General features: G+C 60.8%; 19 protein-coding genes. 15 read left to right on the top strand and 4 right to left on the bottom strand.

The window, feature by feature from the left end; all coding sequences use genetic code 11:
* Window positions 1–126: 126 nt before the first annotated feature.
* Window positions 127–999, top strand: coding sequence for an rRNA pseudouridine synthase (locus KUV46_08900; GenBank protein ID QYI99474.1), 873 nt, complete (start codon window positions 127–129; stop codon window positions 997–999).
* An 872-nt stretch (window positions 1,000–1,871) separates the two neighbouring features.
* Here KUV46_08900 and KUV46_08895 read toward each other — a convergent pair.
* Entirely contained in the window at window positions 1,872–3,419 is a 1,548-nt protein-coding gene (locus KUV46_08895; GenBank protein QYI99473.1) for a propionyl-CoA carboxylase, read from the bottom strand.
* 107 nt (window positions 3,420–3,526) lie between these two features.
* Here KUV46_08895 and KUV46_08890 point away from each other — a divergent pair, with 107 nt between their 5' ends.
* From KUV46_08890 to KUV46_08860, 7 genes are all read left to right on the top strand, one after another.
* Window positions 3,527–4,378, top strand: coding sequence for a hypothetical protein (locus KUV46_08890; GenBank protein QYI99472.1), 852 nt, complete (start codon window positions 3,527–3,529; stop codon window positions 4,376–4,378).
* A gap of 90 nt (window positions 4,379–4,468) precedes the next feature.
* Window positions 4,469–5,089 (top strand): TetR/AcrR family transcriptional regulator, encoded by a 621-nt coding sequence (locus KUV46_08885; protein QYI99471.1) that lies wholly within the window; start codon window positions 4,469–4,471, stop codon window positions 5,087–5,089.
* Between the two features lie 5 nt (window positions 5,090–5,094).
* Entirely contained in the window at window positions 5,095–5,601 is a 507-nt protein-coding gene (locus KUV46_08880; GenBank protein QYI99470.1) for an SRPBCC family protein, read from the top strand.
* Between the two features lie 11 nt (window positions 5,602–5,612).
* A complete protein-coding gene (locus KUV46_08875) occupies window positions 5,613–6,080 on the top strand; it encodes a VOC family protein (GenBank protein ID QYI99469.1) in 468 nt (155 codons plus the stop codon).
* A gap of 129 nt (window positions 6,081–6,209) precedes the next feature.
* The gene (locus tag KUV46_08870) at window positions 6,210–6,512 is read left to right on the top strand and encodes an SCP2 sterol-binding domain-containing protein (GenBank protein ID QYI99468.1); all 303 of its coding nucleotides are present in this window, start codon (window positions 6,210–6,212) and stop codon (window positions 6,510–6,512) included.
* Between the two features lie 105 nt (window positions 6,513–6,617).
* On the top strand, window positions 6,618–7,565 hold the full coding sequence (locus KUV46_08865) for an alpha/beta hydrolase (GenBank protein QYI99467.1): 948 nt from the start codon (window positions 6,618–6,620) through the stop codon (window positions 7,563–7,565).
* A 78-nt stretch (window positions 7,566–7,643) separates the two neighbouring features.
* The gene (locus KUV46_08860; protein ID QYI99466.1) at window positions 7,644–8,306 is read left to right on the top strand and encodes a glutathione S-transferase; all 663 of its coding nucleotides are present in this window, start codon (window positions 7,644–7,646) and stop codon (window positions 8,304–8,306) included.
* A 3-nt stretch (window positions 8,307–8,309) separates the two neighbouring features.
* Here the strand turns inward: KUV46_08860 and bfr are convergent, their stop codons facing one another.
* Together bfr and KUV46_08850 are read right to left on the bottom strand one after the other, a co-directional pair.
* A complete protein-coding gene (gene bfr / locus KUV46_08855) occupies window positions 8,310–8,804 on the bottom strand; it encodes a bacterioferritin (GenBank protein QYI99465.1) in 495 nt (164 codons plus the stop codon).
* Window positions 8,805–8,990: 186 nt separating this feature from the next.
* Window positions 8,991–9,191: a (2Fe-2S)-binding protein gene (locus KUV46_08850; protein QYI99464.1), complete on the bottom strand. Its 201-nt coding sequence runs from the start codon at window positions 9,189–9,191 to the stop codon at window positions 8,991–8,993.
* A gap of 152 nt (window positions 9,192–9,343) precedes the next feature.
* Here KUV46_08850 and KUV46_08845 point away from each other — a divergent pair, with 152 nt between their 5' ends.
* The 4 genes from KUV46_08845 to KUV46_08830 all read left to right on the top strand — a co-directional run bounded on the left by KUV46_08845 (window position 9,344) and on the right by KUV46_08830 (window position 12,669).
* On the top strand, window positions 9,344–10,123 hold the full coding sequence (locus tag KUV46_08845; GenBank protein ID QYI99463.1) for a GGDEF domain-containing protein: 780 nt from the start codon (window positions 9,344–9,346) through the stop codon (window positions 10,121–10,123).
* A gap of 89 nt (window positions 10,124–10,212) precedes the next feature.
* Window positions 10,213–11,814 carry a lysine--tRNA ligase gene (locus tag KUV46_08840; protein ID QYI99462.1) on the top strand — a complete coding sequence of 534 codons (1,602 nt, stop codon included), beginning with the start codon at window positions 10,213–10,215 and terminating at the stop codon, window positions 11,812–11,814.
* A 10-nt stretch (window positions 11,815–11,824) separates the two neighbouring features.
* Window positions 11,825–12,184, top strand: coding sequence for a hypothetical protein (locus KUV46_08835; GenBank protein ID QYI99461.1), 360 nt, complete (start codon window positions 11,825–11,827; stop codon window positions 12,182–12,184).
* Between the two features lie 95 nt (window positions 12,185–12,279).
* Window positions 12,280–12,669: a hypothetical protein gene (locus tag KUV46_08830; protein ID QYI99460.1), complete on the top strand. Its 390-nt coding sequence runs from the start codon at window positions 12,280–12,282 to the stop codon at window positions 12,667–12,669.
* A 66-nt stretch (window positions 12,670–12,735) separates the two neighbouring features.
* Here KUV46_08830 and KUV46_08825 read toward each other — a convergent pair whose 3' ends face one another.
* The gene (locus KUV46_08825; GenBank protein QYI99459.1) at window positions 12,736–16,194 is read right to left on the bottom strand and encodes an indolepyruvate ferredoxin oxidoreductase family protein; all 3,459 of its coding nucleotides are present in this window, start codon (window positions 16,192–16,194) and stop codon (window positions 12,736–12,738) included.
* A gap of 129 nt (window positions 16,195–16,323) precedes the next feature.
* Here KUV46_08825 and KUV46_08820 point away from each other — a divergent pair, with 129 nt between their 5' ends.
* From KUV46_08820 to KUV46_08810, 3 genes are all read left to right on the top strand, one after another.
* Window positions 16,324–16,818, top strand: coding sequence for an Lrp/AsnC family transcriptional regulator (locus KUV46_08820; protein QYI99458.1), 495 nt, complete (start codon window positions 16,324–16,326; stop codon window positions 16,816–16,818).
* The gene (locus KUV46_08815; GenBank protein ID QYI99457.1) at window positions 16,818–17,957 is read left to right on the top strand and encodes a beta-lactamase family protein; all 1,140 of its coding nucleotides are present in this window, start codon (window positions 16,818–16,820) and stop codon (window positions 17,955–17,957) included. Before KUV46_08820 ends, KUV46_08815 begins: the two co-directional genes overlap by 1 nt.
* Window positions 17,958–18,130: 173 nt before the next feature.
* A complete protein-coding gene (locus KUV46_08810; protein QYI99456.1) occupies window positions 18,131–19,408 on the top strand; it encodes a phytanoyl-CoA dioxygenase family protein in 1,278 nt (425 codons plus the stop codon).
* Window positions 19,409–19,413: the final 5 nt, after the last annotated feature.

Genomic DNA, 19,413 nt, shown 5'->3' with positions numbered 1-19,413 from the left:
ACTTTCTTTTCTGTGGAAAACGGCAGAAACACCGCCACTACACCGTCAGTGCACCGAAGTTTTCATGGAAATTTGCCAACCATCCCACATCGCCAGGCCGGGCGCGGTCTGCTAGGCACAAGCGCGATGTCGAACACCTATACCTATGACGGAACAGAGCCGGTCAGGCTCAACAAATGGATGGCCAGTCTCGGCATCTGTTCGCGCCGAGAGGCAGAAACGCTTATTTCTCAAGGCTCTGTGACGGTCGAGGGCGCCAAGGTCAGCGAACCGGGTCACAAGATAGAGCCCGGCCAGACCATGACCCTTGCCGGCAAGGCGACCAAGGCCCTCGACGACCAGCTCACCATCGTCCTGCACAAGCCTGTGGGCTACGTCTCCGCCCAGCCAGAAGGCGAGCAAATCCCGGCAATCCGCCTGGCAAGCAAGGATAATTTGCTTGGAAAAGCGCCCAAGATTCCGGGCCGTAACCCAAACTTTGCGCCGCTTGGGCGACTGGATATGGACTCGCGCGGCCTCTTGCTGCTCTCCGAAGACGGTGTGCTCGCAAAGGCCGTGATCGGCCCGGACTCCGCCCTCGACAAGGAATATCTCGTCACTGTTCAGGGCCAGATCACCGACCCAATCATCGGAAAGCTCCGTCACGGCCTCTCTCTTGATGGTCGGAGGCTGAAAGCCGCCAAGGTCGACCTCGTCTCCCCCGGTCGCTTGCGCTTTGTCCTGCGTGAGGGACGCAACCGCCAGATCCGACGGATGTGCGAGCTTGTTGGCCTTGTTGTTGTTGACCTTTTTCGCACGCGCATTGGCCCGCTTCAGCTGGACAAACTGCCAGAAGGCAAATGGCGCGCCCTTACCAGTGAAGAGCGCGCCGCCTTGATCAAGGCTTCGAAGCCTTTGTCGGGCGCTTCCGGCGGATCCAGGGCCAGAAAAGCTTCAGCCAGATCCAGAGGAAAATCCCGATCAGGACCAGCCAGGGCAGCCCCACGGCGAAAGCCGTGATGACAGCAGCTATCGCGCTGGAAAGATTATAGAAAAAGTCGCCAATCGCTTCGCCCAGAGGGTTCGATCTCGAGCCTGAGAAGGCGGGGACTTTTGTCTCGTATGAGACATCCAGCGACGACATCGACACCCGAAGCCGAAGCGCACGAAGCTGGGCCTCGGTCGACTCGATCTCTCCAATCACCCGCGCCAGCTCACGCTCGATCTGGAGCAGGTCGCCAAGCGTGCCATCGCGCCGCTCCAGAAGGCCTTCGAGCCGCGAGCGCAATGTCCGCTGCGCATCGAGACGCGCGCCTGTGTCAATGATTGAGCGGGTCAGGTCTTCTGCCCGGGTAGAGCGTGATGTGATTTCGCCATCCGCCGCTTCGGTTTCAGCCTCGACATCGCCCAGAAACGTCTCGATCCAGTCAGGTGTCGCCCGAATGGAGACATTGCCAGAGACATAGTCCTCATTCGAATTGTAGACGTTCGAATTGATCACGATGCAGGTCTCGGTGCCTGCTGTGCGGCAATCCTCGACATGACCCTGCAGCATCGGCTCCACGCTGCCTTTTGGAAGGCGCAGGCCAAGCGAGTGGCTATAGGCGATATATTGCTGCGCGCCGGGTTCGACGTCTGGGCGGTCCGGCGCTGGCGATGGCTCTGCATAGCTCTCGTCAGACATCGCCATGCGGCTTCCGCTGACGGCGACCTCCTGAACCGGCGCCTCCATTGGCCTGTCATAGTCTGCTGCGCTTTCGCTGCCCGGACCACCACAGCCTGCGACAAGTGCCAGCGCGATGAAGGCTGGACTGATCTTCTTCAACATTTGCATCCCTCCACAATAAGGAACACATATGTGAGCGTTTACTCACGGCAAAATTAAGGCGGGATCAGGGCCTTGGTCCGAAAACCGTCTTTCCAGGTTCCAGACGCCTGCGCGCATGGTGCACGAAGTCGACAAGGAGCGGCCTCGTATCGCGTGGGTCGATGATTTCTTCCGCAAAGAAGGCCTCAGCCGTGCGGAACGGATCCTCCATCGCCTCGAACTTCTTGTAGAGACTGGCAAGCAGCGCTTCCTTGTCGTCGGTCTCGGACAGTTCTTTCCGGAATGCCGCTTCGATACCGCCCGCCATCGGCAGTGAGCCCCAATTGCCGGATGGCCAGCAATAGCGCCATTTCGCCTTGGTCGGGTTCATCATCGCAGACCCTGCAAGCCCATAGGCCTTGCGGATCACGACCGCGCAGACAGGCACGGTGGCCTGATACACCGCCGCCATGGCGCGCACGCCCTTGCGGGTCACGCCTGCTGTTTCATGGCGCACGCCAACAGCGAAGCCGGCGCAATCAACAAAGTGCACGACCGGCAGATGGAAGGTCGAGCAGAGGTCCATGTGGCGCATGACCTTGTCGCAGACATCTGCCGTCCATGCGCCGTCCAGGAAGAACGGGTTGCCCGCCATGATGCCGACGGGGTGACCGTCAATGCGGGCAAGGCCCGTCACGATGCCCCTGCCCCACTGGCGACCAATCTCGAAGAAGCTGCCCTTGTCGACAGAGGCCTCGATGATCTTCTGCGGTTTGTAGGGCGTCTTTCCGTCTTCCGGCACGATGGAGATGAGGCTTTCCTCGCGGCGATCCGGATCGTCCGTCGGCTCGGTGACCGGCGGCAACTCATGCACCGAGGATGGCAGATAGGAGAGGAAGCGCTTGGCCGCCTTGAAGGCGTCGGCTTCGGTCTCGACCACATCGTCGACGGTGCCGTTCTTGGCCTGAATTTCCCAGCCGCCCAGCTCTTCCTTCGAGACGTCCTCGCCGATGGCGATCGCCACCGGTGGGCCGGCCACGAAGACTTGCGACAGCTCTTTCACCATCACCGAATAATGGCTGGCGCCAACGCGGCCTGCGCCGAGGCCCGCACAAGGCCCGAGCGCGAGCGAGACCATCGGGATCTCTCCCATGCCATCGACGATCAGTTCCCAGCTGGGCGTCTCTGGAATGTAGGTGCGCGGATCCTTCAGGAACATCTTGATGGAGCCGCCGCCGCCCGTGCCATCAATGAGCTGGACTAAAGGCATCCGGTATTCGACGGCCTGTTTCAGCGCGATGACGGTCTTGCCCCGGATCGAAGCATCTGCCGCGCCACCGCGCACGGTGAAATCGTCGCCCAGCACCATGGTCGGGCGGCCATCCAGTGTCGCCCGGCCAACGACGGAATTGGATGCCATGAAGCTGTCTAGCTTCTCATCCTCATCATAGGTTGCGACACCGGCGATCTTGCCAATTTCGTGAAAGCTTCCCGGATCGACCAGAAAGGACACGCGCTCGCGGACGGTGAGCTTGCCCCGGCCGCGTTGCCGCGAGACCGGCTCTTCGCCGCCCATCTTTTCCGCCATGCGTTCCCGCCGGCGAAGCTCTTCTATCGACTTCTCCCAAGACATGGGTACAGCTAGACGATGTGCCCCAGTGTCAGGTCAAGAGCCGATATCGAATTGGGCGCTCGCGCTGGCTCGAATTTTGCAACCAGATGGCCATGATGATGAGATCCTTGCTTCGCAAAACGTTTCTTGGCGCAGCCTGCATGTCGGCTGTCTCATTCATGGCTTGTGCGCAGGACAGCGCTTCAGAAGACGGCCTTGAGGGCCTCGACTGCAAGGCGCTTGCGGGCACAGAGCAGGTCCTCTCCGAGAACGATGAGACCTATCTTATCTTCGGTGAAATCCATGGAACGCGCGAAGCGCCGCGCGCCTTTGGCGAGATCATCTGTGAGGCCGCAAAACAGGGCCCTGTCGTCGTCGGTATTGAGCGCCCGGCGAACCTGACCCGCGCGATGCAGACATTTGTCGACAGCGATGGCAGTGATGATGCCCGCTTCAATCTGCTTCGTGGCTTTTTCGACGGCACCGACTGGGGCCTGTCGAGCCAGGCATTCCTGGACCTATTCGTGCGGATGCAGGAGCTGAAATCACAAGGCGCCGACATCCGCATGATCGGCTTCACGTCGACCCGTATTGTCGGCGAAGGCAGCCAGACACCTTATGAAAAGGCGCTCGCCGGTGAGCTTCAGCGTGCCAGCGCACGTAACCCAGATGCCCGCATCATGGTGCTGGTCGGCAATCTCCACGCCCGCCTTGAGCCCTACCCGGAACTCGGCGACCGGCCCGGCTTTGACCCGATGGCCATGCACCTGCCAGATGGCGAAGTGCTGAGCTTCAATATCGCCCATACGGGCGGCACGTCGCATATGTGCGGCGCCGAGGGCTGTGGCCCGATGCCGGTCGATGACAAGTCGCGCCCGTATGAAGACGGCCTCATGCTTACTGACCGCGATTCCCGCTATAACGGCATCTGGAACATCGGCCCGATCACGGCCTCCCCGCCCGTCGGCAAACGCTACTAGCAGCTTCTGAGAAGGCAAAGATCGCACCCTGTCAGGAGGCGCAATCTCGTTTGACTCGACAACATACCAACCGGTTGGTATGTATACTCAATGCCTTCGACCAGACCCGCCCCTGCCCGCACGAAACTCCTCGATGCCGCGCTCACCCTGATCCGGGAGAAGGGCTTCAGCGCGACCAGCGTCGATGAGCTTTGCCAGGCCGCTGGTGTCACCAAGGGGGCTTTCTTCCACCATTTCGAGAGCAAGGAAGCGCTGGGCGCAGCCGCCGCCAACCACTGGAGCGAGGTTACCGGCGCGATGTTCGCCGCGGCTGACTACCACCGCGAGACCGACCCGCTGGCCCGGGTGCTGGGATATATTGAGCTGCGCAAATCGCTACTCGAAGGTGAGCCGGCTGAGTTTACCTGCGTCGCCGGAACCATGGTTCAGGAACAGTTTGGCGCAAGCGAAGATATCCGTACGGCCTGCCGCGATTCCATATTCGGCCATGCCGCCACGCTGGAAGCAGATATCAGCGCGGCGATTGCCGCCTATGGCCTCTCACCGGACTGGACCGCCAAAAGCCTCGCCCTGCACAGCCAGGCTGTGCTTCAGGGCGCCTTCATCCTGGCCAAGGCCAGCTCTGACAGGGAGGTGGCGCGCGACATGGTCGACCACCTGTCACGCTATGTCCGCTCTCTCTTTCACCGACCGCCAGCACAGGAGGCATAAAGCCGATGGCAACCCCGATAGATGTAGAACCTCGCAACACGCTCGAAGTCGTCATTGGCCGTGTCATCGACGCGCCGCGAAGCGCCGTCTGGAGGTGCTGGACGGAGGAGGCCCTTCTCAAGCAATGGTATTGCCCGAAGCCCTGGTCGGTGCCGGAAGCCGAATTCGACCTACGGCCTGGAGGGCGGTTCAACACCGTCTTCCTTGGTCCGGACGGTGAGCGGATGGAGAATGAGGGGATCTGGCTCGAAATCGTTTCGGAAGAGCGCCTCACCTTCACCGACTTCTATACCGAAGGCTTTGTGCCACAGGGCGAGGGCTTCATGACTGGCTTTGTCGAACTTTCCGACATGCCGGACGGGAAAACCCGCCTTGTCTGGGGCGCGCGCCACAGGAATGCCGAGGCCGTTCAGCGACACCTCGACATGGGCATGCTTGATGGCTGGAACATCTGCGTCGAGCAGCTTGAGGAAACGGCCAAGTCTATCGCGTCCGCGCGGCTAACGGCCTGAAGGGAGCAGACATGGCCTACACATCAAAAGTGCGCACCTGCCTCTGGTTCGATGGACGCGGCGAAGAAGCCGCCGAGTTCTATACCACGCTCCTGCCGGGCAGCCATATCGAGAGCCGCTCCTATCCAGAGCCCGACAAGCCTGCGCTCGTGGTCGAGTTTACCCTCGCGGGAGCCCCCTATATGGTGCTGAATGGCGGACCGATGTTCGAGCATTCGCCCGCCGCCTCTATATCCGTGCTGGCCGATGACCAGTCCGAGATCGACCGGCTTTGGGACGCGCTCACGAAAGATGGCGGCAAAGAAAGCATGTGCGGCTGGGTCGTCGACCGGTTCGGTGTCTCCTGGCAGGTCGTGCCGTCGGTCCTTCCATCCATGATGGAGAGTGACGACAAGGCAGCGGCTGGTCGGGCACGCGCGGCGATGATGAAAATGAGAAAATTCAATATCGCGGCGCTGGAGGCGGCTTTTCGCGGCTAGCTCTGAACGCGTTTCCTGCACGGTGCCTGCGGTCTGGATGACACAGCCGTCATTCTTTCGCCTTTGCCTCTTGCCAGAGTGATACCCAGCCTGCTTTATCCCATCGGAGTCCAATTCGAGGAGGCGTTCATGGATCTCGCAACTCTCACTGCAAAAGCAAATGAAGCAGTGTCTGCTGGCGGTGATTTCACCAAAAAGGTGAAATTTGACTTCGGCGATGCCGGCAAGCTGTTCATCGACGGCGCGAATGGCAAAGCCGACAATTCCGACAGCGAGGCTGATGCGACGGTAAAGGTCGACTGGGACGACTTCCAGAAGCTCGTCGCTGGTCAGCTCGACCCGACGATGGCCTTCATGCAAGGCAAGCTGAAAGTGCTGGGCGACATGTCGGTTGCCATGCAGCTTCAAGGCCTGATGAAGAAATTCAGCTAGGTTTGCAGGGCAGACGGGCTGGTCACGGCCTGCTGCCACACCAGTTTAAAGGCGCTGAGCGGCGAGTTTGCTGCCAGCGCCTTTTTTTCTTTGCTAGGCAAGCGTATGGACCAGGAAGACAGAGACCGCCGGAGCAGTTTTGTCCTACTGGACAAGAACCCTCCGCCCGAGGGTGCAGAGCTGGTCTGGTTTGAAGGCATGGCCGGGCGCAGCCTGCGGGCCTGTCTCGCCCCATCGACGCACGCCAAGCCGCGCGGGACTGCCATTATATGTCCCGGCCGTACCGAATTCATCGAGAAGTATTTCGAGACCGCACGCGACCTGCAGGCGCGCGGCTTTGCCATCGTCATTCTGGACTGGCCCGGTCAGGGCCTTTCAGACCGGCTGCTGGAAGACCCCAAAAAAGGCCATATCGACCGGTTCGAGACCTTCATGAGCGCCCTTCGAAATGGGTTGGACGCCATGCCGGGAGACTTGCCCCGGCCTTATGTCTGTGTGGCGCACTCCATGGGCGGCGCGATCGCGCTCGCAGCCATGGCGCGAAAACTGGTGCGGGTGGATGCTGCCGCGTTTTCTGCGCCGATGTGGGGCCTGCCGGTCAATCTGGCGGTGCGCTATATCATTTGGGCAATGCGCGCCGTTGGCCGCGACGGCGATTATGCCCGCCAGCCCGGACCGCCTGAAACCTTCGAGAACAACATCGTCACGCATGACCGTGATCGTTGGCAGCTGCAGCGCGACCTGATCGCCGCCGTGCCGGAATTGGAAGTCGGCCCGATGACCTGGGGCTGGCTTGGCGCTTCGCTCGACATTCTGAACGAGACGCGAAAACCGGCACTTTTGCGCGGCGTTGACTGCCCCGTCTTTGTCGCGAGCGCCGGGGACGAACAGCTCGTCGACAACAAGGCGCACGCGAAGGTCGCAAAGCATATTCCGAGCTGTACGCACATCACGATCAAGGGCGCACGTCATGAGATCCTGATGGAGCAGGATGTCTACCGCGAGCAGTTCTGGGACGGGTTCGATCAGCTGCTCGCGACGTCAGGCCTTTAAACAACGCCCTGGCGCTCCAGATCACTCGCACCGGCCAGACGCATCCTGCGCAGCTGCCGGACGGCAGGGGGCCGCGACATGATCAAGATCCACCACCTCGAAGACAGCCGCTCACAGCGTATCCTGTGGCTGCTGGAAGAACTTGGCCTCGACTATGAGGTCATCCGATATGAACGCGATCCGCAAACGAGGCTCGCGCCGGACGCACTGCGCGCTATCCACCCGCTCGGCAAATCGCCTGTTCTGGAAGAAGGCGATGTCATTGTCGCAGAGACGGGCGCTATCATCGAGTACGTCATCGACACGCATGGCGCCGGGCGCCTGAAACCCGCGGCCGGCACGAGCGAACAGCGCGCCTGGACCTACTGGATGCACTATGCCGAAGGGTCTGCGATGCCACCGCTTCTGATGAAGCTGGTGTTCCAGATGCTGCCGCAGAATGCCAATGCGCTGATGCGGCCTGTCGTGAAGGCGATCACGTCGCGCGCGGAGAATGGCTTCATCGACCCGCGCCTGAAGGAGCATATCGAGTTCTGGGAGAGCTCGCTCGCGCCGACGGGATGGTTTGCCGGCAGCGAGTTTACCGCTGCCGACATTATCATGAGTTTTCCACTGGAGGCCGCTGCGAGCCGAAGCGATGCCGGGCAATACCCGAATATCTCAGGCTTCCTGACCCGCATCCATGAGCGGCCCGCCTATAAGCGGGCGCTGGAACGCGGCGGGCCTTACGCCTACGCGTAAGGCTTATGGGGCCGGGTCGAGCGTCTTGTTCGGCTCGGACTGGAGCTGGATGTAGTTCTGGATGCCGATCCGGTCGACGAGTTCCATCTGGGTTTCCAGATAGTCGATATGCTCTTCTTCGCTCGCGAGGATCTTGAGGAAGAGATCGCGGCTGACATAGTCGCGGACCTTTTCAGCCTGCTCCATGCCGTCACGAAGGACCGGGCAGGCCTCACGCTCAAGCTCGAGGTCGCTGGCGAGGATTTCCTCGACCGTCTCGCCGATCTTCAGTTTGCCGAGGTCCTGCAGGTTTGGCAGGCCGCCAAGGAAAAGGATGCGCTGAATGAGCCAGTCGGCATGCTCCATCTCCTCGATCGATTCCTTGTACTCGTGCTCGCCCAGGATGGAGACACCCCAGTCCATCAGCATGCGCGAATGGAGGAAGTACTGATTGATCGCCGTCAGCTCATTCTTGAGACAGGCGTTCAGGAATTCGATGACTTTCGGGTCGCCCTTCATGGTGCACTCCTGAGGTCGAAGGTTTCGTCTACTGTCCGAAATATCACCGAAAGGCGGCGTTTCAAGCAAAAAAATTGTATAAAATCAATTGCTTATGATAGTGAGAAGCAATTGCACGGATGCAATGCCCGAAGCGGCTGTTTTAATTTGAGTTTGTCTTGGACCGGCGTTGCTGACGCCTGACGATTATTCTGCAGCGGCCTGGAGTGGCTCAAGCGCCGTCGCCTCGACACGCTCGGAAATCATCTCACCGATCGTCGTTCTGCACTTGCCGCAATTGAAGGCGCAGCCATGGTGAGCCTGAACCGCTTCGGGGCTGCGTGCACCAGCATCGACGGCGTCGCGGATGCCGGAATCGTTAATGCGCCTGCAAATGCAAATGATCATGGTTCTCAATTAGCAAGTTTGAGAATGATTGTCAATCAAAAGAAGTGATTTGAGTCACAGCGTGTAGCCGGGCTGTTTACCGTAAAATTTGATAGAAATTTTCGAACTGGCTTTCGCGGAATTTCCATCGCCTGAATGTAAGGAGGCGAGTCATGTCAGAACGCCTCCTCTCGGATATGGCGCCCATCAAGGTGAATTACCTGCGGGCAGCCCTGATCGCGGTGATATCCGTGATTGTGACCTGGGTCATGACGGGGTTCGCCTTCTGGATCGATCCGGTCCCGCCAGCTGTCGCCGAGGAAATCCTGGTCTCGACCTGGGTGATCGCCACCCTTGTCCCCACATGCGTGTCATTCCCTGTCGCAGTCATCCTGCAGCGCGAACGGCTGAAGCTCGCCCGCGCACTAACGCAGCTTGAGGATGCTCATGCTGAACTCGCGCGCTCTTCGCGCATCGATGCGCTGACGCAACTTCGTAATCGAGAAGCTTTTCTCGCGGACGTAGAAGCCCTCAAAGCTGAAGGCCTACGCGGCTCGATGCTGATGATCGATGTCGATCACTTCAAATCGATCAACGACACGTGGGGCCATGCCACCGGCGATGAGGCCCTGAAGCTGATCTCCGACGCCATTCGGGGCGCAGTGAATGAGGGCGATATTACGGGCCGGTTGGGCGGTGAGGAGTTTGGCGTCTTCGTCGCGTCTGAAGGCCTCGACGCTGGACGGCAGGTCGCTGACCGTATTTGCCTGAACATTGCGCGCATCGCCTTCTATCCACGCGGCGGTATCGCCCGGCGCATTACGGCCAGCGTAGGCCTCGCGACAGGTGACCTTGCCCGTGACACGAGCATGATGATGTCGCAGGCCGACCGCAGCCTCTATGAGGCCAAAGGGTCCGGGCGCAATCAGGTGAAGGTCTACAAGGCCGCCTGACCTGCACGTCCACGCCGGCGCCAGCTTGACCGCACGTCCCTGCCCTTCTACCTCCGCCACAGTTTAACACCGGTTTGAGTGGAGATATCATGAGCACGCTTCCAGAGCTTGCAGACACGGCGAAGGCCTGGCCTTTTGAACAGGCACGTGCGCTGCTGAAACGGCTCGAGAATATGGAGCGTGCGGGCAAACCCAAAGAGGGCCCGGTCACGTTCGAGACCGGCTATGGCCCGTCCGGCCTTCCTCATATCGGCACGTTCGGTGAAGTCGTCCGTACGACGATGGTGCGCACGGCCTTCGAGACTCTGACCGACGGCAAGTATGAAACGCGCATGATCTGCGTGTCCGATGATATGGACGGCATGCGCAAGGTGCCGCCGACGGTGCCGAACCCGAAAGACCTTGAAGCCTACATGCAGATGCCGCTGACGGCGGTGCCGGACCCGTTCGGCACGCATGAAAGCTATGGCGCGCATATGGGCGCGCGCCTCTGCGCCTTCCTCGACAGCTTCGGTTTTGACTACGAGTTCAAGTCAGCGACGACGCTCTACAAGACCGGCGTGTTCGATGAGGCGCTGCTGCGGGCCCTCGAAAAGTTCGATGAGATCATGGCGGTCATGCTGCCGACGCTCGGCGCTGAGCGTCAGGCGACCTACTCGCCCTTCCTACCGATCTCACCGTCGACGGGCCGCGTGCTCTATGTGCCAATGAAGGCTACGGACGCGAAGGCTGGCACCATCACTTTCGAGGATGAAGACGGCACAGACGTCACCATCCCGGTCACGGGCGGCGCCACCAAGCTGCAATGGAAGCCGGATTTCGGCATGCGCTGGGCCGCGCTCGGCGTCGACTTCGAGATGTTCGGCAAGGACCACCAGGACAATGCGCCGATCTATTCAAAGATCTGCAAGATCCTCGGCAGCCAGCCGCCGCAGCAATATGTCTATGAGCTCTTCCTCGATGAGAAGGGCGAGAAGATTTCCAAGACCAAGGGCAATGGCATCTCGGTCGAGGACTGGCTGGCCTATGCGCCGCAGGAGAGCCTGTCACTCTTCCAGTTCCAGAAGCCACGCGTTGCGAAGAAGCTCTATTTCGACGTCATTCCGAAGGCGGTCGATGAGTATCTGACCTTCCTGTCGAAATACCCGGAAGAAGAGGCAGCGCGCCAGATCGAGAACCCTGTCTGGCATATCCATTCCGGCAATCCGCCGGAAGGCGATACGCCTGTGTCCTTCGCGCTGCTGCTCAACCTCGTCAGCGCCGCAAACACTGAGACCAAGGAACAGCTCTGGGACTTCATCTCGCGCTATGCGCCTGAGGCCAGCCCTGAGAGCCATCCCTTCCTCGACAAGCTCGCTGGTTATGCGATCCGCTATTACGAGGACTTCGTGAAGCCGACGAAGGTCTACCGTGCGCCTGACGAGAAAGAGCGCGCCGCGATGGAGGACCTCGCCAATCGCCTGTCGTCCCTTGAGGGCGAAGCCGATGCCGAGACGCTCCAGAACCTGACCTTCGAAATCGGCAAGACGCATGAATTCGAGAACCTTCGTGACTGGTTCAAGGCGCTTTACGAGGTGCTGCTGGGCCAGAGCCAGGGGCCGCGCTTTGGCGGCTTTGCAGCCCTCTACGGCGTCCACGAGACGGCAAGGCTGATCAAGGGTGCGCTGGCGCGCGACACGGAATCGGCTTGAGACTGAGCGCATGAAAGCGCTCATCCTTGCCCCGCTAGCTATTCTTGCCCTGTCTGGCTGCCTTGCCGCCAGTGTCGCTGGTGCGACTGTGGGGGCAATCGGGTCCGGCGTCGAACTAGCCGGGAAGACGGTTTACTATACCGGCAAGGGCGCTGTCGGCCTCGTCTCGGGCGGCGATGGCGTTCCCGTCACTGTCGCCGATGATATCGGCAATATGGAGCGCGGGCGGCTGAAGCTGACCGTGCGGTTTCGCGATCGCGGCGACATGTATGTCAGCGACCGGATCATCCCGGCGCGCGCCCTGGAAGACGAACTGGACGCCCTGTCGGAGCGCGACGATGTCCTCGACGTCTATGTCGACAGGCCCTGATCCCTCACCGGTTAACCAATAAAACCTGCCTATCTCCGAGGCCTGCCTGAAGACCTTTCTGCCAGTTTTCATGCGGGCAATGAGGGGGCAAGCGCATGAGGGGACTGATCGCATCGGTATTGGTCGGCGCAGGACTGACATCAGGCTGCACGGTGGCCAAGGTAACAGGCGAAGCAGCCGCCCTGCCCTTCAAGGGCGCCTATCACGGGACGCGCGCGGCTGGCACAGGCCTCTACTATACCGGGCGCGGCGCATACGCCGTCGGTAAAGGCGCCTACCATGTCGGCAAGTTTCCGATCGAGGTGGCTGACGGTGTTCTTGATACATCTGCGCGGGTGCTGACGCTGACCATCATGACGCTGAACGCGGCCGGGCAGGTCAGCGCGATCAGCAAGGACATTGCCGCCGCGTCGCTCTACGCAGAACTTGCGGCGCTGGAGAGCAGCGCTAATGTGCTCGAAGTCATCGTCAGCGTCGCGAGCTGACCGAAAGAAAAAGGCCGCCTCCATCTACCGGAAGCGGCCTTCTCATATTGGTTTGGTTGGCCAGGCTTATTCAGCCGCGATCAGCGTCTTCTTCTGCTTCGGCATGCCGCCTTCCGGCCAGTTCTGCAGAAGCTCTGCCTCATGGCCTTTTGCCGCTTCGACGGAAGCTTCCTTGACGTGGCCATAGCCGCGGATCTCGTCCGGGATGGACGCAATCGCGATGGCAAGCTCATGGTTCTTCTTGGTCAGCTTGCCTGACATGTCGGCGACGCGCTCAAGATAGGTGTCGCGGAGACCGCGCTCCATCTTGCGCTCCTCGGTATAGCCGAACGGGTCGAAGGCCGTGCCGCGAAGACCCTTGAAGCGGCGCATCATACTGAAGACCGTTTTCATCCATGGGCCGAACGGCTTTTTCTTGAGATGACCGTTGGAGTCCTTCTTCGCGATCAGCGGCGGCGCCATCAGATAGCTGATCTTGCCACCGTGGAAGGTTTCGCGAAGCTTCTTCTCGAACGAGCCGTCAGTGTAGAGACGCGCGACTTCATACTCATCCTTATAGGCCATGAGCTTGAAGGCGAATTTCGCAACGGCTGCAGTGAAGCCCTCGCCAAGGCCTGCTGCTTCTTCGTCCTTGCGGACTTTTGCAACGAGGTCGCGATACTTCTGCGCATAGGCTTCGTTCTGGTAGGCCGTCAGGCGCTCTGCGCGGTTCTCGATGATCTGGTCCAGCGTCATCGGGGCGACATCGCCGCGAGGGTCCGAGGTCTGCTCAAGACGGTCCGGGTCAACAGCTGCAATCCGGCCAACGTCGAAGGCCTTCATGTTCTCTTCGATCTTCACGCCATTGAGCTTGATGGCGCGGTAGAGACCGCGAAGCGAGACGGGCACGAGGCCCTTCTGCCAGGCGTAACCGACCATGATCATGTTCGTGTAGATCGCGTCGTTGAGATAGCCGAGGGCGAGCGATTCAGCGTCGATAGAGCCAAAATCCTTGGCCTGACGCTTCACGCGGGCGGCGAGAAGCTGGCTTTCAAAGGTCTTGGACCGGTCGCGGATGAACTCGCTGGTCGGCGTCACGTCAGCGTTTGCCGTCACATGCGTCCGGCTGACATCCATGAGCGAGATGGCGTCGCCGCCAGCCGCCACGACAAGGTCGCAGCCGATGATGGCATCGGCGGAAGCCGGTGGCACGCGGCCTGTCGAGATCATGTCCGGCTCACGCGCAAAGCGAAGATGCGAGAGCACAGGGCCGCCCTTCTGGGCAAGGCCGGTCATGTCGAGCGATGAGGCTGCATTGCCGTCAACATGCGCCGCCATGGCGAGCACAGCCGCCACGGTCGTAACGCCCGTGCCGCCGACGCCGGTGAACAGGATGTTCCATGGCTGGGCGACAGGTGGCAGGTCCGGCAGCGGCAGGTTCGATGCATCTACATCGAGAACCGGTGCGTCTTCAGCTGCGAAGTGTGCATCCTTGATGGTTACAAAGCTCGGGCAGAAGCCGCGGAGGCAGGAAAGGTCAGTGTTACAGGTCGACTGGTTGATGCGGCGCTTGCGCCCAAGTTCAGTCTCGACCGGCTCAACTGAGAGACAGTTGGACTTGATCGAGCAGTCACCGCAGCCTTCGCAGACTTCCTGGTTGATCATCACGCGCACGCGGTCCGGTTCACGCAGGCCGCGCTTGGAGCGGCGGCGCTTCTCGGTTGCGCAGACCTGGTCATAGATCATGACGGAGACGCCCTTGGTGTCGCGCAGCATTTTCTGCACGTCATCGAGCTCTTCGCGGTCATAGATCTTCACCGAACGCGGCAGGCCTTTTACGCCTGCATAACGGGTCGGGTCCTCGGTCACGACGACGATCGTCTTCACGCCTTCGGCCTCGACCTGTTGGGCGATATCGACCGGGGTCTGGCCGGACTCGACGGTCTGGCCGCCCGTCATCGCGACGGCGTCATTGTAGAGGATCTTGTAGGTCATGTTCGCGCCGGAGGTCACCGCAGCGCGAATGGCAAGCGAACCAGAGTGCGAATAGGTGCCATCGCCGAGATTGACGAACATGTGGTCTTCGTCGGTCGCGAAATACTGGCCGATCCAGGCAACGCCTTCGCCGCCCATCTGGCTGGTCATGTCGGTCTTACGGTCCGGCATGAAGTTCGCCATGTAGTGGCAGCCGATACCGGCAAGCGCGCGCGAGCCTTCCGGCACGGTGGTCGACGTATTGTGCGGGCAGCCCGAACAATAGTGCGGCGTGCGGACAGTTGGCGACGCATTCGACTGCGCGGCCTGACCGGCGGCGCCGACGCGCTGGAAGTAGCGGTCTGCGGCGGACTTGTCCCATTCGCCAGGCACAGCGCCGACGAGCGCATGCGCCATTTCCGGGACCGGAATGGAAGACACCTGGCTGAGCAGCGGCTTGCCGAAACGGTCCTGCTTGCCTTCGATGAAAGGACGCTCATTGTCGGGCAGGCTGTAGAGAACGGAGCGAAGCTGCTCTTCGATCAGCGGGCGCTTGTGCTCGATCACGAGAACGCGCTCGAGGCCCTTACAGAATTCACGGATACGGGTCGGCTCCAGCGGCCAAGGCATCGCAACCTTGAAGACGCTGATGCCGAGACGGCCAGCTTCTTCTGGCGTGATGCCAATCGCGGCAAGCGCCTCGAAGATGTCGCGGGCAGCCTGACCTGTGGTGATGATACCGACGCGCGGCTTTGGCGACGGGACGAGCACATGGTCGAGCTGGTTTGCGCGGACCCAGGCCTGTGCCGCTGGCAGTTTCACCTCGCGAAGGCGGCGCTCTTTCTCGATCGGATTGTCGCCGCGGCGCATGTGGACGCCGCTTTCGGGGAATTCGAAGTCCGGCTTGATAAGGTTGAGGCGGTTCAGCGTGACATCGACGACCGCGCCGGAGTCCATCGTATCGGCGAGCGCGATCAGGGAGGTCCATGCACCGGAGAAGCGGCTCATCGCCCAGCCGTGAATGCCGTAGTCCAGCACATCCTGAATGGAGGCCGGGTTCAGGACAGGGATTTCCGCGTCGCGCATCGCATATTCAGACTGCGATGGAAGCGTGGATGATTTGCAGGTGTGGTCGTCGCCGCAGATGGCGAGGACACCGCCGAGACGGGAGGTGCCGGCTGCGTTGGCGTGCTTGAAAGCGTCGCCCGTGCGGTCAACGCCCGGCGCCTTGCCGTACCAGATGCCGAACAGGCCGTCGCGCTTCGCACCCGGGAAAAGACCAAGCTGCTGCGAGCCCCAGACAGCCGTTGCGCCTAGGTCCTCATTGAGACCTTCCCAGAACTCGATCTCATACTTGTCCAGCCACTTGCCGGCAGCGCGAAGCTGCTGGTCATAGCCACCGAGCGGCGAGCCGCGATAGCCGGAAATAAAGCCGGCCGTATTGTGCCCGGCCTCAAGGTCGAGGCGCTTCTGATCAAGCGGCAGGCGCACCAGCGCCTGGATACCCGTCATGTAGGCATGACCCTCGACAAGATCGTATTTATCGTTCAGCGTGACTTCGCGGTGTTCCAAAGAACGGCTCCCATAAAGCTTTGAAGCTATATTATTTGCATTTTTCGCCGAAAATGCTTGCCCATATTGCCGTATATAGCGTAAGAACAGGCAAGTTGTTCCATTTTAGAGCGCGCATAGGGAGAAAAATTGCCCCAATCACTTGACGCCATCGACGCAAAGATTCTGGACCTGATTCAGAAAGACGCCGCCCTCTCTGTCGCCGAGATCGCAGACCGTGTGGGTCTGTCGTCGTCTCCCTGCTGGCGCCGCATCAAGCGCATGGAAGAAGCGGGCATCATCCGTGGCCGCGTCACCCTGCTCGACCGCGACGCTCTGGGTCTTGGCTTCGAAGTCGTCGCGAGCGTGAAGCTGGCGCTGCCGAGCAAGGAAAACCTCGCCAAGTTCGAAGCCCTCGTCCTCAAATGGGCCGAGGTTCTTGAATGTATGACGGTAACGGGCGCTGTCGACTATGTGATCCGCATCACGACGACCGACATGCATGCCTACGACACGTTCCTGCGTGAGAAGCTGCTTGGGTCCGGCCTTGTTTCGGACGTGCAGTCGCGCATCGTGATCAATATTGCCAAGCGCACCACCGCCCTACCGCTCGGCCTCGTCAGCGACTACGTTCCGGCAAGCTGATGGCGGGGCGCACCCTGCCCTTTCCACTCCGAAAGTTCGCAGCCCTCGCTGGCGCGCTCAGCCTTTTATCCGCCCCAGCCCTGGCCGCGCCGGTCACGCAAGACTGGCTGGATGAGCAGGTCACCGAGATCCACAAGGAGTACGGCCTGATCGCCCTTGGCGCGGGTGTCCTTGAGGTTGGCAACGAGCCGGTCATTGCCCTCGCAGGAACGGAAAGCTCGAATTCAGACACGTCCATCACGAAAGACGCTGCCTGGCACATAGGCTCCAACACCAAGGCGCTGACAGCCCTTCTCTATGCGCGCCTCGTGGAAGAGGGACAGGCCGAATGGGGCGCATCTGTCGCTTCGCTGTTTGAGGGTCAGGCGAGCTCGATTGATCCGGCTTGGACCGACGTCACCATTGAAGACCTCTTCGCGCACCGTTCCGGCGCCGGTCAGGTCGGCCCGGTCTGGCTGCTGTCTCGCGCCAGCGATGATAGCCCTCTGACAGAGCAGCGACTGGAAACTGTCCGCGCACGGCTTGCCGAACCTCCACCCGGAGAAATTGGGACGTTCGAGTACAGCAATCTCAATTACATCATTGCCGGGTCGGCTATCGAAGTGATCACAGGCATGAGCTGGGAAGATGCGATCCGCGAGATGGTCTTTGAAGCCGAAGGCAGCGACTGGGCTGATGGCTGGGGCTTCGGCGCGCCGCAGTCGGGGCCGGTCGGACATAATACCGTGTTCGGCTTCAAGGTCTCCGCCGGCCGGGGCAGCGGGGCAGACAATCCGCCGGCGCTTGGACCTGCAGGCACGGCGCACGCCACGATAGACAGCCACCTTCGACTGCTTGCCACGTTCATGGACGAGGAAAGCGACCTCATGACCTTGGGCACGCGCGAGAAGCTGCTAGCGCCGTGGCCGGATGAAGACGCCGATTACGCCATGGGCTGGGGCATCGGTAGCCGCGACGAGCTTGGCCGGGTCTACGCCCATCGCGGCTCCAACACGATGTGGCTGTCGCATGTTGAGCTGGTACCGCAGGAAGACACAGTCCTGATCGTGAATACGAACCTCTACACCGACGCAACGATTCAAGCAGTGGGTGAGCTCGTCGGCCGGATAGAACGCCGCCTTTCGTCGCCCGACAACTAGTCTGAACCTTCGCCAGAGTAGCCATCTAAGCTTTCCGCGCGGCGGCCCTGCCGACGCTGCGTCATGCTTGACCGTTTTATCTCTTCGGTTGAACCTCCTGCCAAAGCGCCCGTAGACGCTGGGTCTTGCCACTCAATTCCCGGCCGCGAGAAGCGCCGCACAGGAGGATTGGCATGATCACACTACCCCATCACGTAGAGTTTCTTTCGGGCGCCTGGCTATCTGAAGCGAAGTCCTGGCTGGAGCGCGAAACCGCTGAACGAAAGACACGGCTGTCGGGGCCTTTCTCGATCAGCGGCGTGTTCACCGACGCACCGCCTCACCTCAATCTTCCCGGCAATGTCGCATCCTGGCAGGCGAGCTTTGATGGCGACAGTATCAGCGTGGCACGCGGCGCCAACGAAAATGCCGACTGCCTTGTTGAGGGTGACTATCAGGCGGCGCTGACCATGGCGCAGCATGTCGGCCTGCTCGCGCCGGGGGCGAGAGAGCATATGTGGCGCGAAGCACGCCAGATGTTCGGAAAGGACTGCGTTCGGGTCAAAGGCGCTATAGCGGGCGACGAGGCTCAGATGCTGCTGACCATGCTGCACGACCATATGGGCACCATGACCGTCGAGAATCCGGACCTCCACCATCGCGCAGCGCGTCAGGGCCTGCTCGGCAAGGTGCGTGAGATGGAGGAGAACGGCTACACCATCATCGAGAATGCGATTTCAGACGATTTCGCCGACGAGATCCGTGAGGCCGTCTTCAGGGCGACAGCGCCGTATCACCGGTTCGCGCTGCAATGGATGCTCTACCATGGGCGTGAGTTTGAGCTGTTGGCACAGCACCCGCAGCTGATGACCCTGATTGATGCGTCTCTTGGGCGCGGGGCCGTTATCGGGTCACTCTCGGCGATCATAAGGGGGACAGGACCGGGTACGATCCCCATGCACACCGACTATGCGCATGTGCCGGAGCCCTATCCGGAGTTCGCCATGACGGGCGTCGGCGTCTGGGCCTTCGAAGACTGGACCGAAGCGTCAGGGCCAACCGTCATTGTGCCCGGCAGCCACAAGATGCGCCGCGCACCAAGGCCCGGTGAAGGGCTGGACCAGGGCGTGCCCGTCGAAATGCCGAAAGGCTCGGTCGTCTTCTTCACGCATGGGGTCTGGCACTGGCAGGGCGACCGCACAGAGCCGGGCGAGAGAGTGACGCTGCACTGGCATTTCAATCGCGGCATCCTGCGAAGCCTTGAGCCCAAGAAAGTTGACCCGCAGATGATGGCTCGCAACGCCCCGCGCCTTGGCGAGATGCTGGGCGAGGATGACTGGTTCGACAAGATGCACGGCGTCGGACGCGACTATGGCCGCCTCGACTATATGAACAAGCTCCACGCCTTCACGCACAAGCAGAAGGCGCTGATCATGGAAGGGAGCGGCGAAACGCTGCGCGCAGCGGAGTAGGGTCT

Origin of the sequence: Thalassovita mediterranea (assembly GCA_019448215.1) — a bacterium.
Classification (GTDB): domain Bacteria; phylum Pseudomonadota; class Alphaproteobacteria; order Caulobacterales; family Hyphomonadaceae; genus Henriciella.
This window is presented reverse-complemented; position numbering and strand designations above follow the sequence as displayed.